At 66.5% G+C, this 13,849-nt stretch carries 18 protein-coding genes, 2 tRNA genes and 1 riboswitch; of the genes, 6 read left to right on the forward strand and 14 right to left on the reverse strand.

The genetic code is table 11. The features are described from left to right. Positions 1 to 2: 2 nt before the first annotated feature. The 3 genes from ACOGI7_RS08395 to ACOGI7_RS08405 all read right to left on the reverse strand — a co-directional run bounded on the left by ACOGI7_RS08395 (position 3) and on the right by ACOGI7_RS08405 (position 1,210). Positions 3 to 491 (reverse strand): cation:proton antiporter regulatory subunit, encoded by a 489-nt coding sequence (locus ACOGI7_RS08395; RefSeq protein ID WP_419848313.1) that lies wholly within the window; start codon positions 489 to 491, stop codon positions 3 to 5. Between the two features lie 203 nt (positions 492 to 694). Then, on the reverse strand, positions 695 to 919 hold the full coding sequence (locus tag ACOGI7_RS08400) for a hypothetical protein (protein ID WP_419848314.1): 225 nt from the start codon (positions 917 to 919) through the stop codon (positions 695 to 697). Between the two features lie 24 nt (positions 920 to 943). Continuing rightward, positions 944 to 1,210 carry a type II toxin-antitoxin system HicA family toxin gene (locus ACOGI7_RS08405; RefSeq protein WP_419848315.1) on the reverse strand — a complete coding sequence of 89 codons (267 nt, stop codon included), beginning with the start codon at positions 1,208 to 1,210 and terminating at the stop codon, positions 944 to 946. Positions 1,211 to 1,398: 188 nt separating this feature from the next. On the opposite strand from ACOGI7_RS08405, the gene ACOGI7_RS08410 reads away from it, so the two are divergent. Further along, the gene (locus ACOGI7_RS08410) at positions 1,399 to 2,019 is read left to right on the forward strand and encodes a DUF6226 family protein (RefSeq protein WP_419848316.1); all 621 of its coding nucleotides are present in this window, start codon (positions 1,399 to 1,401) and stop codon (positions 2,017 to 2,019) included. Positions 2,020 to 2,297: 278 nt separating this feature from the next. Here the strand turns inward: ACOGI7_RS08410 and ACOGI7_RS08415 are convergent, their stop codons facing one another. Together ACOGI7_RS08415 and ACOGI7_RS08420 are read right to left on the reverse strand one after the other, a co-directional pair. Next, entirely contained in the window at positions 2,298 to 2,651 is a 354-nt protein-coding gene (locus ACOGI7_RS08415) for a hypothetical protein (protein WP_419848317.1), read from the reverse strand. A 39-nt stretch (positions 2,652 to 2,690) separates the two neighbouring features. Next, positions 2,691 to 2,767: transfer RNA gene (locus tag ACOGI7_RS08420), tRNA-Cys, on the reverse strand. A gap of 81 nt (positions 2,768 to 2,848) precedes the next feature. On the opposite strand from ACOGI7_RS08420, the gene ACOGI7_RS08425 reads away from it, so the two are divergent. Genes ACOGI7_RS08425 through ACOGI7_RS08440 form a run of 4 tightly spaced genes read left to right on the forward strand, consistent with a single transcriptional unit; the run spans position 2,849 to position 6,428 of the window. Continuing rightward, entirely contained in the window at positions 2,849 to 3,544 is a 696-nt protein-coding gene (locus ACOGI7_RS08425; RefSeq protein ID WP_419848318.1) for an alpha/beta hydrolase, read from the forward strand. A 3-nt stretch (positions 3,545 to 3,547) separates the two neighbouring features. Next, positions 3,548 to 4,498 carry a DUF7065 domain-containing protein gene (locus tag ACOGI7_RS08430; protein WP_419848319.1) on the forward strand — a complete coding sequence of 317 codons (951 nt, stop codon included), beginning with the start codon at positions 3,548 to 3,550 and terminating at the stop codon, positions 4,496 to 4,498. A gap of 24 nt (positions 4,499 to 4,522) precedes the next feature. After that, positions 4,523 to 5,500, forward strand: coding sequence for an LLM class flavin-dependent oxidoreductase (locus tag ACOGI7_RS08435; protein ID WP_419848320.1), 978 nt, complete (start codon positions 4,523 to 4,525; stop codon positions 5,498 to 5,500). Next, positions 5,493 to 6,428 (forward strand): hypothetical protein, encoded by a 936-nt coding sequence (locus ACOGI7_RS08440; RefSeq protein WP_419848321.1) that lies wholly within the window; start codon positions 5,493 to 5,495, stop codon positions 6,426 to 6,428. The genes ACOGI7_RS08435 and ACOGI7_RS08440 overlap by 8 nt, the downstream gene beginning before the upstream one ends. On the opposite strand, the gene ACOGI7_RS08445 is transcribed toward ACOGI7_RS08440, so the two are convergent. The 9 genes from ACOGI7_RS08445 to lgt form a co-directional block, all read right to left on the reverse strand. Further along, positions 6,420 to 6,492 (reverse strand) — tRNA-Gly (locus tag ACOGI7_RS08445). The genes ACOGI7_RS08440 and ACOGI7_RS08445 overlap by 9 nt on opposite strands. Before the next feature lie 49 nt (positions 6,493 to 6,541). Further along, the gene (locus ACOGI7_RS08450; protein ID WP_419848322.1) at positions 6,542 to 7,144 is read right to left on the reverse strand and encodes a DUF4202 domain-containing protein; all 603 of its coding nucleotides are present in this window, start codon (positions 7,142 to 7,144) and stop codon (positions 6,542 to 6,544) included. Positions 7,145 to 7,153: 9 nt separating this feature from the next. Beyond that, positions 7,154 to 7,381 (reverse strand): hypothetical protein, encoded by a 228-nt coding sequence (locus tag ACOGI7_RS08455; protein ID WP_419848323.1) that lies wholly within the window; start codon positions 7,379 to 7,381, stop codon positions 7,154 to 7,156. Further along, positions 7,381 to 7,692, reverse strand: coding sequence for a hypothetical protein (locus ACOGI7_RS08460; protein WP_419848324.1), 312 nt, complete (start codon positions 7,690 to 7,692; stop codon positions 7,381 to 7,383). The genes ACOGI7_RS08455 and ACOGI7_RS08460 overlap by 1 nt, the downstream gene beginning before the upstream one ends. Positions 7,693 to 7,733: 41 nt before the next feature. Then, complete coding sequence (locus tag ACOGI7_RS08465) at positions 7,734 to 8,594, reverse strand: DNA-formamidopyrimidine glycosylase family protein (protein WP_419848325.1); 861 nt, start codon at positions 8,592 to 8,594, stop codon at positions 7,734 to 7,736. Continuing rightward, complete coding sequence (locus ACOGI7_RS08470) at positions 8,545 to 9,774, reverse strand: trans-sulfuration enzyme family protein (protein WP_419848326.1); 1,230 nt, start codon at positions 9,772 to 9,774, stop codon at positions 8,545 to 8,547. Before ACOGI7_RS08470 ends, ACOGI7_RS08465 begins: the two co-directional genes overlap by 50 nt. Continuing rightward, on the reverse strand, positions 9,764 to 10,993 hold the full coding sequence (gene metX / locus ACOGI7_RS08475; protein ID WP_419848327.1) for a homoserine O-acetyltransferase MetX: 1,230 nt from the start codon (positions 10,991 to 10,993) through the stop codon (positions 9,764 to 9,766). The genes ACOGI7_RS08470 and metX overlap by 11 nt, the downstream gene beginning before the upstream one ends. 52 nt (positions 10,994 to 11,045) lie before the next feature. Then, positions 11,046 to 11,189, reverse strand: a riboswitch (SAM-I-IV-variant riboswitch). Positions 11,190 to 11,240: 51 nt separating this feature from the next. Next, the gene (locus ACOGI7_RS08480; protein ID WP_419848328.1) at positions 11,241 to 12,407 is read right to left on the reverse strand and encodes a DEAD/DEAH box helicase; all 1,167 of its coding nucleotides are present in this window, start codon (positions 12,405 to 12,407) and stop codon (positions 11,241 to 11,243) included. Between the two features lie 63 nt (positions 12,408 to 12,470). Then, positions 12,471 to 13,295, reverse strand: coding sequence for a prolipoprotein diacylglyceryl transferase (gene lgt, locus ACOGI7_RS08485; RefSeq protein WP_419848329.1), 825 nt, complete (start codon positions 13,293 to 13,295; stop codon positions 12,471 to 12,473). Positions 13,296 to 13,367: 72 nt separating this feature from the next. On the opposite strand from lgt, the gene ACOGI7_RS08490 reads away from it, so the two are divergent. Further along, complete coding sequence (locus tag ACOGI7_RS08490) at positions 13,368 to 13,823, forward strand: nuclear transport factor 2 family protein (RefSeq protein ID WP_419848330.1); 456 nt, start codon at positions 13,368 to 13,370, stop codon at positions 13,821 to 13,823. Positions 13,824 to 13,849 lie beyond the last annotated feature (26 nt).

The raw sequence follows: 13,849 nt of genomic DNA on the forward strand, positions 1-13,849 counted from the left end.
GGCTAGCCCGATTCGTTCAGCAGTTTGGTGGCCGCCCTCACCGCGGCCGGGACGCCGACAACCACTGCCGTGCCGCCGGGTTCGAGGCGGTCGGCACCGCCCGGGATGGGGATTGAACCCGAGTCGGTGACGAGCGCGACGACGCCCGCACCGGTTTTCGCCCTCAGCTCGGCTTCGGCAAGGGTGAGCCCGGCCAGAGGTGACTTCGAGTCGATCGTGATCCACGAGATCACGAGGTCCTCCAGGCGGTGTACCGCGTCGTCGAGATGCTCCAGCACCGGGTTGCCGCCCAGCAGCTCGCCGAGGGTGTGCCCCTCGTCCTCGGTCAAAACGACGCTCTCGCAGGCCCGGTCAACGTCCCGCTCGTCATAGACCACCAGATCGCGCCGCCCGGTCTGATGAACCACCACGCCGACACAGCGGCCCGCATTCGTTTCCAGTTCGAAGCGCACCCCCACACCGGGCAAATCAGTCTCAGTCGCCTTCCCCACCGAACTCTCCTCCCAGCCGTGGACAACTCCGCAGCAACAGCAATCTTGACAGAACAGCGCCACCAAAGTGACCGACATCCAGGCTTCGACCCGATGCTGTGCTGCGGGCAGGGTCGGTTGCCGACATCGCGGGTCAGTCGACAAAGAAGGGAGATGGCGCGGCCGCCCCAACGCCGAGCAGCCTTATATGAAGTGAATTTTCACTACAGCTTGGAGTGCTCGACGTGCTTCGGCTCTGAGAGCGAATCCTCCATGACAAGCGCAAAAGACACCTCTATGCCATCGGCTTCCGCCCAGTCCAAGATGACCGAAACCAGTTCGCTGAGCTCGTCAGAACCGCCGGTAAACCCGGAGTCACTCTCGGCCCACCAGCGGGTTCCGGGAACGGCAGGATCGGAGTGCAGATGAATCCGCACCTCATCTCTCATGTGACTCTCCAGTCGAGTAGCTGCTCATAATAACTCGGCGATCTCCTCATCAGTCAGACCAACTTGTTTGACAAGCAGGTTCTTCAGCGCCTGCGGCGACACATCGGCATTGTCATGCCACCCAAAGACCAACGGAGGCCTGTTGTCGGCCACCAGCTTGCGGTGGGACCCTCGCTGCCTATCGACCGTGTAGCCGACCCTCTTGAGAAGGCGCAACACCTGGCTTCCCTTCATGGATGGGAATTGCAGAGCCACCAGCGTCTGCTCTTGTATCTTCCGCCACTCGACCACACAGGCCGCAATGGGACAGACTGATCCAGAGGGGAAGAGGACTGGAACAGGAAGGTAGTTACAGCATCAATTGAATGTCAACAGGCATAGGAGCACATTTGCAAGCAAGGAGGCATCAACGGGCTGAGCCCCCCCCTTACGCTGTTGGGTGGCTCTGACCTGGCCTACTTGGCCGGTTTGAAATCGCTGTGGACCACACCTTCCGAGCCGTGCCCCTAGCCTCGGGCGCAATCCGGCTCGTAGCCGCTTGGAACCGCATCGAAGAGGTCGATTGGCCTGGAGTGGTGATAGGCGTCGCCGACCCTGCCGAAGTTGTGGCCGTCATCCCCGACTGCGCCTGCGACGCCTGCGACAGCGGATCCCAGGACGCCCTCGATGAACTCGACGAGTACGTGCTCGGCGTAGTGACCGGCTCATATCGCAAACTCCGGCGAGGCAGGCGGGAGATCACCGTCTACTCGAAGGACCATATGAGCCGGTCGGGTTTCGGGAGGCGACGAGTGAACCTCAGGAGATTGCTACCAGGCAGGTTTGTGGCGTTCCCGACTGCGGCCACCCCGGAGATGGCCGCCACCGACTCCTACACCACCAAGGCAAGCGACTACCAGAGCAAGCCCAAATGGCTCCACGCCCTTGTCAAAGCCATCGCCGACAAGTTGGTCAACGACGGCAGCAGCCCAAAGAAGCTCCGCCGCAAAAGAATTCGCCGCAAGAAGGTAGACAAGAAGATAGAAAGGGTCTTGGCGCGCCCAAAAGGATGGCACCAAATCCACGGCTCACCCTGGCTCGACGTCAACCAGGAGCACTGAGGCGAAGTGATTGAGGAAACAGCCGAACTGCCCGATCCTATCGAGGGCCCGAGCTTGACCGAAGTGCTCGCTGAGATGAGAGACGAAGAGCGCTACTAGGCGACGTTGAGGAACCGGGCGGAGAACAACCCGAAGATCGCCGGAGTCGTGTTCTGCATCAGCCACCACTCCGCTATCGAAGCGGCCCGCTAGCACACCGCCTGGACCCGCCCGGTGGCTTGGTTGGCTGATGTGAGCAGTCAGTGTCAGTGGGCGCCAAGACCGACCAATAGTAAGAGCTAGGAGTTTCGCCCGCCCTCGTCCGCGGGAGGACTCTCGTGTGCCGTGTCGGTATCGCGGATGGCGTCGAGCAACTCCCGGTGGCGCAGTTCATCGATTTCCTCCTTGAGCTGCAATCGGCGGAGCAACCGGAACGGAATCAGAATTACGTTCCAGACCACGTACCACAACATCACTCCGATCCATGTCACAGAAATCACCAGCACCACCACCACAGGGGCCACCAGCACAGCCCAACGTCGCTTGGGCATTGCCCCGTAAACGGCCGGAATAATGCGTTTGGCCGAACCCTCGAAGCTCAACGGGGATTCCATGATGACCCGCTCGGAGGGCAAGCGCTCCTGACTGCCCATGTCTTCAGGCTAGAGCATCAAAGCCAGCACACTCTCCAATGGAGCGCCGGACGGGATTTGAACCCGTGAATCATGGCTTTGCAGGCCACTCCCTTAGTCCGCTCGGGCACCGGCGCAGGTGTGGCCGCCGGAGCGGCCAGCGCTGACAGTGTATGGGATCGGGCTGACCATTCCACATGGGGTTTAGGGTGTCGGCCATGAGTGATGGCGGCGTTCGGTCTCCTTTGGAGTTGCTGGACGTGATGGGGATTGTGGAGGCGGAGACCAGTGAGGGGCTGCGCCATCTGGAGGTGTACTGCCCGGATGGGCTGTTGACGCTGCTGTGGCATGGGCCTCGGGATGCAACTGATGTGGTGGTGACGCTGGGCGGGGCCATCGGGGGGTTGCTGGGACCGGCTCGGGCGCTGTACTTGCGGCTGGGCGAGAACTTGGGCGAGGAGGGCATTGCGGTGATGCGGGTCCACTACCGGCGGCCGGGGATCATCGAGCGGTGTTTGCTGGATGCGGCTGCGGCGGCTGATTTGGCGGCACGGGAAGAGGGGCGGCGGTTCATCTTCATGGGGCACTCGTTTGGGGGTGCGGTGGCGGTGCAGGCGGGGGTCGCCCTGGGGGAACACACTGCGGGGGTGGTGGGACTGGCTACCCAGTCGGCGGGGTGCGAGAACGCTGCGGCACTGGGGGGCACTCCCCTGCTTTTGATGCACGGCGGGCAGGATCAGATTCTGCCGGTCCAAGCCAGCGAGGCGGTTCGGGCCCTGGCGGGGGGCGGCGAGCTGGTGGTGTATCCCGAGGCCGACCACGGGCTGGCCTCGGTGGCTGATGAGATCGCCACTACGCTCGCCGAGTGGATTCCGGCCCGGTTCGCCGAGCATGCCGATAGACAAGGGAGCTAATTCGTGGGAGCAGCTGAAGACGCCTTAATCGGGCCCGACGACGACAACTTCCACCCGCCGTCGAACCACCCGTGGGAGACCGAGACCTGCTGGTACGCCTTCTGCGTGCCCGAGCGCAACCTGATGGGCTACCTCTACACCTGGATCCGCCCCAACCTGGGCATCGCCGGGGGCGGCACGCTGGTGTGGGACGACACCGCATACTTGCCGTGGGAGGTGCCGTTCTTCGACTACAACCACAGCATCCCGCTGCCTGAAGGCCTCGATCTGCGCGATGCCACCCTGCCCACCGGGATGCGGGTGAAGGTGATCGAGCCGCTCACCAGCTACGAGCTGGGCTACCGCTACCCCTACGGCGACATGTTCGAGGCCGAGCTCCGCTTCGACGCCCTCACCCCGCCCCACGTGTTCACCCGGGGCGAGCCCCCGTTCACCATCGCCAGCCACATCGACCAGCCCGGCCGGGTCACCGGGCGCATCCGCCTCCACGGCGAAGACATCGACGTGGACTGCTGCGCTATGCGGGATCGCTCGTGGGGGCCCCGCTCCGATCTCCAGGGCTTTCGCATCGGCTATGCCTTTGCCACCACATCTTCGCAGAGCGCCTTTTTGTGCTTCTCGCTGCCCAAGCCAGACAGCGACCCGATCAACGCCGGCTACTACCTGCGCGACGGCGTGCGGGCCGACATCGTGAGCGGCGAGCGCCGGGTGGAGCGAGATCCCCAGCACGGCTACGCCACCGCCTTCGAGATCGAGGCGGTCGACGAGCTGGGCCGGGAGCTGCGGGCCATCGGCACGCCGGTGAGCCGCATCATCTTCAACCCCTACCCCAAGATGCTCACCTGGGTGAGCACCACCGCCTGGGACTTCGACGGCGGCACCGGCTGGGGCGAGGACCAAGACTGCTGGCGCCCCGACCAGTGGTCCGCCTACCGCCGCAGCCTCCGCCAATAGCCTCGCACCAGTAATCTCTCCGCCATGTTCACCTGCCGATTCGAACTGCGAGTTCCCCCGTTCGCCGACGTGACCCATGCGCAGTTGCACCGCGAGTTCCTGGACATGGTGTCGTGGTGCGACGACAACGGCATCGCCACCGTCATCGTCTCCGAGCACCACGGAGCTGACGACGGGTTCATGGCCTCGCCTCTAGTGCTGGCCAGCGCCGCTTTGGCCCGCACCGACAACATCATGGTGGCCATCTCAGCCCTGCTGTTGCCGTTCCACGACCCCATCCGCATCGCCGAAGACATCGCGGCAATCGACCTGATGGCGCCGGGTCGGCTGTCGGTGACCATGGGGGTGGGCTATCGGGAGTTCGAGTTCGACATGTTCGGCAAGGACCGCACCCGCCGGGGTCGCGACACCGAGGAGGCCATCAAGCTGATCCTGCGGTGCTGGTCCGGCGAGCCGTTCGAGCACGAGGGCCGCACCATCTGGGTCACACCCAAGCCGGTCACCGAGCCCCACCCGGTGCTGATGGTGGGCGGATCGGTCAAGGCGTCGGCCCTGCGGGCGGCTCGACTGGGATTACCCTTCTCCCCCTCCACCCCCGACCAGTCGCTGGCCGACCTCTACTACGAAGAAGCGGCCCGGCTGGGCTACGAGACCCCGTTCGCCATCGTGCCCGACGGCCCTTCAATGGTGATGGTAACCGAGGATCCGGAGCGCACCTGGGCGGCCATCGAGCGCCACGCCCTGTACGACGCTGGGCTGTACAACAGCTGGCAGTACGACGACCACCACAACCTCACCGCAGTCGACGCCGACGACGTGGCCGGGCTGGCGGCCAGTGGCCAGTGGGATGTGCTCACCCCCGAGCAGTGCGCCCAGTTGGTACGGGACAAGGGCAGCGCCATGCTGCACCCACTGGTGGGCGGCATCGACCCGGCCATCGGCTGGGAGAGCCTGGAGCTGACCAAGAACCGGGTCATGCCGCTTCTGGCTGCCGATGGCTGAGTCTGGCGAGCGGCTGCTGAGCCAGCAGGAGCTGGCGAGACTTAGCCAGCCGCCCCGGGCCGATCTGGTCGAGGCCCTAGCCGGGAGTCCCGAAGCCGCGGTCGACACGTTCCGCCGCATCGACCGGGCTTATCGGAACTTCATCGACGGGTTCGGGGCGTGGATCGCCCAAACCCAGCGCTTTGTGACTGACCGCTATGGAGCCGACGGCTTGGCAACGATTGGCTCGTCCGACGACGCCTACCGGTCGACACTTCTGCACGGCCTGACCGACGAGGACGTCACCGGTCGCCACCAACCCGATCGGGCTGACCACATCGCCGGGCTTATCGAATCAGGCGACCACGAGGCCGCACTAGCCGCCTTCGACGATTTAGCGGCCAGCTACCACCGGATCCACGACGTGGAGCGCGACCGGGTGGCATCGGTGCTGTCGCAGGTGTACCGGGCCTGGGGGCCCGACGTGCTGGAGGAGAGCATTCGCTTCGCCGGCGAGCAGACGCTGCTGGGATGGATGCCCCACGACGTGGCCCGACCGGCCGAAGTACGGGTGCGGCAGTGGGCCGGCATGCAGAAGGGCAACTTCGCCGACATCACGGTGACCGAGACCGACGACGCCTTCGTGATCACCGTCCATCTGTGCGGCACCTGCGGCCGCCAGGTGTCCGACGGCTGCTACGGCGACACACTGGACTTGGCCGTGGTGGCTGAAGACCACCCCCTCACCTTCGGACGGGGCCCTGCTCCCATCTACCGCACTCACGTGTCGGTGATGCACTTCTGGGTGCCGATGGAGCGCACCGGGGTGCCGTGGCCGGTGATCCAGTGCCCCAAGGGAATGGACGCGGGTCCCTGTCGGATCACGCTGTACAAAGACCCGGCAGCCACGCCGCCGGAGGCCTACGAATTCGCTACTGGGAGCGGATGACCGGGCTCGAACCGGCGACCTACACCTTGGCAAGGTGTCGCTCTACCAACTGAGCTACATCCGCAGGACGGCCCAGCATAGCAAGCCGCTGTTGGGATGCTCACAGCAATAAATCAGCTGCCAGCCGCCTCCAACAGGGCTGCGGCGCGAGGGCTCAACTCCAAGTCCTGGGCGATGCGGCGGGCGGCCGGACTCATCTTGGCCAGGGTCTTGGCCAGCACTTCGGCCATGTGGTCGTCGCCTAGCTTGTCGGCCAACTCATCGAACTGGGTTTCGAGGAACACCAGGCACAGAGCGTCCTCGTGGGTCTGCACTCGGGGGTCGGTGGCGAGGCCCCTTTTGGCCACAATGGCCGACACGTCGGCGGCGAAGGCGTCGTCGTAGCCCACCAAGGTGACGATGTCGACCACGTCGGCGGCGTGTCGCTTGGCCTGGGCGGTGCGCCAGTGCAGGTAGCCGGCGCGGCCCTCGGGGTAGTCGGTTCGAGGCAGCGCCCAACGCCGTAGGTGATGGGCCCGGGCCGCCACCTGCTGGGCATCATCGGCATCGGGGTCGAGTCGCTGCACCCACTCGGTCATCATCTCGGCGTGGGCCTGCTCCTTGGGCCGGACCGTGCTGCCCACCACGATGGTGTGGGGATCGTCGGCGTTGGCCTGGTCGATTGCTGCCAACGCGGCCCGCAGCCGGTCGCTCGGGATCGTGGCGTCAGAGACCATGCTCTTCGGTCAGGAATCGGCGGGCGGGCGCAGGTCCACCCGCAGGACCAGAAAGCCGTCCTCGACGGCGCCGGTGGCGTCGCCGATGATGGCGAAGTCCTGGAAGTCCTCCTGGGCCCGGCGGATGAACAGGGTCCGCTCCTCGCCGCCCACCGGCGGCAGCGGGCGGCTCCTCACCGCCTCGGCCCGCTCCCGGAACCGGGTGATCATCGCCTCCACGTCCAGTTCGTCGGCCATCAACCGAGCGTATCTTCTCGCTCGGCACCGTCCGGCGAATCTCTCCGGCCCCGGCGAGAGGCGTCGCCAGCCCGCACCCAGTAGACGAACGTGCCCAGCAGGGCGATCACCGCCACCGCGATCAGCAGGGCCATCACCAGCCGGATCTCGTCATCGGAATCCGATGGGGATGGAACTGACCTGGTGTCGGGCTGTTCGGCCTGGGCGATTGGATCAGACGAGTCCGCGGCTCCGGCTGTCGAGCCCAGCGTGACCGTCCCCCACAGAGCGCCCAGGACCAATGCCCCGATCAGCAGCCGCCTTGCACGCACGGTATCCAGTCTCGCGCGGCGTCTCGGCGTGGCGAGATCGGTCACTTCTGGTGCAGAGGGCACGAATAAGTGGTGCGTCCGCCGATGGTCCGCCGGTCCAGCGGCTCCCCGTCTCGGGGACACGATCCGCCCCGGACTCGAGCCAGGTGGAGATCGCCGGTGTGCGAGCCGCCCCGCTCGGCCAACTCGGACACCGTGAAGCGTATGGCCTCGGCCAGCTGTCCCTTTTCGGCACCGTCCAGCGACCCCGCCTCCCGGGCTGGGTCGAGCCCCGTGCGCCAGAGGATCTCGTCCACCAGCAGATTGCCCAGCCCGGCCACCCGATGCTGGTCGAGCAGCCGGGCCTTCAGCGCGGTGCGGCTCCCCTCCAGGGCGGCGGCCAGCTGCTCGGTCGCCAATTCAAAGGCATCGGGGCCGAGGCGGGAGTCATCGGGATCCAGCTCCACACCGCCCAAGCGCCGGGGGTCGACGATGACCAGGGTCCCCTCGTCGTCGAAACGCAGCTCGAACCGGCGCCACTCGGGCAGAACCCGGGCGCTGGAGTACTCCAGTTTCTCGATCACCGCCTGGTCATCCACCACCAACCTTCCGGTCATGCCGAACCGAAGGCCCAGCACGGCGCTGGCTTGGCCGTCGGGATGGCCGAAATCCATCATCAGGAGCTTGCCCGTCCGGCGCACCCCGACAACGGCTTGGCCCTCCAGCGCCGAGGCTAACGCGGCGGCATCGGCGCCTCCCTTGATGAACCAGTCATCGGGAGCATGAACCTTCGACACGATGCGACCCACCACCGCCGCGGCGGCTCGGCGGTAGTACTCGACCTCGATGACCTCAGGCAGTGAAACCGAGCCTCTAGGCGGTGGCCTTGTCGGCCGCGTGCAGCAGATCGGCCACCACGTCATCGCCGTGCTCCAAGCCCACCGAGACCCGGATCGTGCCGGGCCCGATGCCGGCGGCTGCCAGCTCCTCGGGGGTGAGCCCGGCATGGGTGGTGGACGCCGAATGGGTGACCAGCGTCTCGGGTCCGCCCAGCGACGTGGCGATCTGGGCCAACTTCACCGCTTCGACGAACCGCTCCCCCGCCTCGTTCCCTCCGGCGAGGTCGAAGGCCAACAGCCCGCCGAACTTCCGCATCTGCCGCTTGGCCAGCTCGTGCTGGGGGTGGGAAGCCAAGCCGGGATAGCGCACCGACTCCACCCCGGGGTGGTCCGACAGCGCTTTGGCCAGCTGCTGGGCAGTGGCGCTTTGGCGCTCGAGGCGAACCCCCAGGGTGCGCAGTCCCCGCAGGCCGTTCATGGCGTCGAACGGGGCGGCGTTGGCCCCCTGCAAGGTGGCGAACCCCCACAGCGAGGCGATCAACTCGGCGCTGCCCGACACCACTCCCAAAGTGGCGTCGTTGTGGCCGCCGAGGCCCTTGGTGGCCGAGTGCAGGCTCAGGTCGACACCGTAGTCCAGCGGCCGGGTGATGCTCGGCGGGGCGAAGGTGGCGTCCACTGCGGTCAGCGGGCCCCGGATGGCGCCCAACTCCTCCAGGTCCACCAAGTCGAGGCGGGGGTTGGCCGGGCTCTCGGCGAATACCAGCATGGTGCGCCCCGGTCGTACCGCGGCTTGGAACGCCCCCGGCTCGGTGCCGTCCACGAGGGTCACGTCGATCCCGAACCGGGGGCACACCGCTTGAAGCAGGAATTGGGTGCCGGAGTACAGCTGGCGCTGGGCCACGATGTGGTCGCCCGACGAGCACAGGCCCAAGATCACGCAGCTGACCGCGCCCATGCCCGACGAGAAGGCTCGGGAGGCCTCCGCCCCCTCCAGTTCGGCCATGGCCTCCTCAAAGGCCGCCACGGTGGGATTGCCGTTGCGGGTGTAGTAGTGGCTCTCGGACGGATCGAGCGCCATGCGCTGGCCGGCCTCGAGCGATGGGATGCGGAACGTTGTGGTGGGGAACAGCGTCGGGGCCAGCTCAGCCCCCCCTGAGCGCCGACCGGCCAGAACGGCCAGCGTGTCGGGATGGGAGAACCCCGCGGGATCAGGGGCGGCCACCGTCTCGCGGCCTTGGTCCTCCCAACCGGCGTCAGGCGACACTGCTTCCCACCTTCTCAAGAAAGTCCTTCATGGCCTGGCCCACCGCCTCCACTTCGAGCAGGAACCCGTCGTGGCCGTGGGGGCTTTCCACCACGGTGTACACGCATCTCCCGCCGGAGGCGACCACCGCGTCGTGGAGCTCGATCTGCTGGCGGGGCGGGTACAGCGTGTCGCTGGTGATGCTCAGCGACAACACCGGCGAAGTGATCCGGGAGACCGCGGCGCCGATGCCGCCCCGGTCCCGGCCGATGTCATGCAAGTCCATCACCCGGTTGAGCACCAGGTAGGTATTGGCGTCGAACCGCTTGACCAGCTTCTCCCCGTGGTAGTCGAGGTACGACTCCACTTGGAACCGGTCCCACAAGCCGTACACCGAGTGGATGTCGAACAGCTCCCGTCCGAAGCGGTCTTCGAACACCTCGTCGGACCGGTAGGTGATCTGGGCCAGCGACCGGGCGATGGCCAGCCCGGCATGGGGGCCCTGGCCGGGCGGGTTGTCGTAGTAGTCGCCTCCCCGCCAGTTGGGATCCAGCGCCAACGCAGTGCGACCCACCGCCGACCAGCCGATCTGCTGGGCGCTGGCCGCCATGCAGCCGGCCAGCGAGCACACCGAGCTCACCCGGTCGGGGAACATGACCCCCCACTCCAAGGCCTGCATGGCTCCCATGGAGCCCCCGACCACGGTCAACCACCGCCGGACGCCGAGGTGGTCGGCCAACCGGCGCTGGGTGCGCACGATGTCGCGCACCGTCACGGTGGGGAACGACGAGCCGTAGGGCTCGCCGGTGTCGGGGTTGGGCGTAGCCGGGCCGGTGGTGCCCTGGCAGCCGCCGAGCACGTTGGCGCACACCACGTACAGCTCGTCGGTGTCCAGGGCCTTGCCCGGGCCCACCATCTCACCCCACCAACCGGGGGTGGGATGGCCGTGGCCGGCGTCGCCCGCCACGTGCGAGTCGCCGGTGAGGGCGTGGCAGATCAGCACGGCGTTGGAGCCGTCGGGAGCCAACTCCCCCCAGGTCTCATAGGCCACGGTCACTTCCCGCAGCGCCCCGCCGCCCTCCAGCTCGAAGGAGTGGGGGCGGTCGAGGGTGAAGAACTGGCGGTTGCCGGGAGGGTCGCCGGGCCTCCATGCGCCGGTCACCGGCAATTCGGTGCTGTAACCCCGGGGATGGGGCGCGGGAGGACGGCTCAGGGCACTGGGGTTCTCGCCTTCTGACATGGTCCTCCCTTCGTCTTGTCTAGGGGAGGGCCACCGTTTCCGTGGCATACAAGCACGGACACTTGGTTGCCTCCGGCCGAACCAGAGGCCACATCCCCCGCCGAAGCGGGCGAGCACCTTGGGTGTCCCTCCCAGGTTGCTGGACCCTCCGTCCCAGCACGCTGTGCCGGGCGGTGAGCCGCTCTTGATGTACCCCACAAGGGTAGCGGGGCGCCTAGGGAAGGCTCAAACATTTACCGGGGATTGGTCAGACGGGCTCGGCCACCGGGTCCCATCGGTGGAGGGCGTCCAGCCGGTCGTCGTTGGAGAACATCTCCACGATGGGCACGTCCAGCGACAGGCGGCGCTGGAGCCGCTTGACCTCCAGCTCCTCGTTCCACAGCGACAGGGTGACGGCCATACCCGACTCCCCGGCTCGGGCGGTGCGCCCCGAGCGGTGCAGGTAGGTCTTGTGATCGGGGGGCGGGTCGTAGTGGATCACCACATCCACGTCGTCGATGTGCAGCCCCCGGGCGGCCACGTCGGTGGCCACCAGCGCCTGGATCTCGCCCGACGCGAACCGGGCCAGCGACCGCTCCCGGGCCTTTTGGCGGAGGTCGCCGTGGATGGGCTCGGCCCGCACGTTCTCCGCCTTGAGCTTGCGGCTGAGGCGGTCGCACCCGTGGCGGGTGGCGGAGAACACCAGGGCGCGCTTGGAGGCTCGAATAATGGCCGCGGCCACCTTGACCTTGTCCATCTCGTGGACGGCCACAAACCGGTGCAACATCTCGTCCACGGTCACCTGCCGGGACTGAACCTCGTGGCGGACCGGCTTGTGCTGATAGCGGCGGACCAGGGCGTCCACCGCCCCGTCGAGGGTGGCGGAGAACAGCATGGTCTGGTGGCGGGCCTCCACATGGCGCAGGATCCACTCCACCTGGGGCAGGAACCCCATGTCGGCCATGCGATCGGCTTCGTCCACCACCACGATCTCCAGCTTGGCCACCGACACCGCCTTGCGGTCGATCAAGTCGATGAGACGGCCGGGTGTGGCCACGATGATGTCGAGGCCGGCCTTGATCTGGTCGATCTGGGCCTCGATGGGCGCCCCGCCGTACACCGGGGCCAGGTCGAGGTTCCGGCACCGGGCCAGCGGGCGCAGCTCCTTGGCCACCTGCACGGCCAGCTCCCGAGTGGGCACCAAAACCAGGCCGCGCACCCAGTGGGAGTCGGCGCGGGAGAGGTTCTCGACCATGGGAAGTCCAAAGGCGAGGGTCTTGCCCGACCCGGTCTTGGCCTTGCCGCACACGTCTTTGCCGGACAGTGCGTCGGGGATGGTAAGGGTTTGAATGGGGAACGGAGCGTGGATGCCCCGCTCCTTGAGCGAGGCCACCAGGTCTGAGGCCACGCCCAAAACGCGGAATTCTTCTGTCATCTGTGATTCGGGCTGCGAAAGGAAGCGGAAAGATCGTCAGCCCGCCCCTACAGGATACCGGTTTCAGGTCTCCAAAGAGATGTTTTCGGCCGGCTGGTCTTCGTCTTTGTCTCCTCGGCCCCAGAGCAGATAGGCCACCGAGCCGATGATCAGCGCCACCATCACCCAGATGTTGACCCGCACTCCGGCCAGCTCGCTGGCGAAGTCCACCCTGATGAACTCGATCCACAGCCGGCCCAGCGAATACCCCAGCACGTACAGCCCGAACAGGCGCCCCGGCCTCAGCGTGAAGCGCTTGCCGATCCATAGCAATGCCCCGACCAAGGCCAGGTTCCAGATGCACTCGTAGAGGAACGTGGGATGGAAGGTCTCGTCTTGCAGGTATTGGGAGCGGCGGTTCTCAGAGTCGATCTCCAGGGCCCACGGCAGGTCGGTGGGCCGCCCGTACAGCTCCTGGTTGAACCAATTCCCCCATCGCCCGATGGCCTGGCCCAAAGGCAGGGCAGGGGCCACCGAGTCGGCGATGTCCGACAGTGGGATCCCCTTTCGGCGGGCGTATACCCACATGACCGCAGCGGCGGCGGCAACCGCGCCGGGTATGCCCAAGCCCCCCTCCCATATCTGCCAGACTTCGCCCCAATTGCCCTGGTAGGTCTTCCAATCGGTGATTACGTGGTAGATCCGTGATCCGATCAGCCCGGCGATCACCGCCCATACGGTGATCGAACTGGCCAGCTCCGGGGAATGGCCCCGCTGGGTGAACCGCCGGTGGAACAGCCAGGCCGCAGCCAAGACGCCGAGGGCGATCATCAGGCCGTAGGCCCGCAGTTCCAAAGAGCCGATATCCAGGCTGCTTGAGCCCGGACTGGGAATCGCTGCTGGCATCATCCATCCACTCTGCCACGCGACGGGCCCGGTCACTTATCTCAGGCTGCCGGTGATCTGATTAGATTGCAGCCCATGATCGACAGTGCGCGACAGATTGAAAACCTCATGTACACCTACGCCGAGCGGATCGACGCCGGGAACCTGGAGGAGGTGGCCGAGCTGTTCACCCACGGCCGGATCGTGGCCTCTCCCGAAGCGCCGGTGGAAACAGCGGTGACCGGACGCGACGAAGTGCTGGGGATGTACCAGGGCTCCACCCGCCTCTACCCCTGCGGCACCCCCCGGACCAAGCACGTCACCACCAACGCCATCATCGACGTAGACGACGACACCGGCACCGCGTCGGCCCGCTCCTACTACACCGTCTTCCAGCAGCTCGACGACTTCCCGCTCCAGCCCATCATCACCGGCCGCTACCACGACACGTTCCACCGCATCGACGGGGTGTGGTGGTTCGACCAGCGGACCATGCTGGTCGACCAGCTCGGCGACCTCAGCCGCCATTTGCTGTTCGAGTTGAAGCTGTGAGGCTGGTTTCCGGCTTGCCCCGTCCC

Source organism: Candidatus Poriferisocius sp. (assembly GCF_965204145.1).
In the GTDB taxonomy this organism is placed as follows: domain Bacteria; phylum Actinomycetota; class Acidimicrobiia; order Acidimicrobiales; family Bin134; genus Poriferisocius.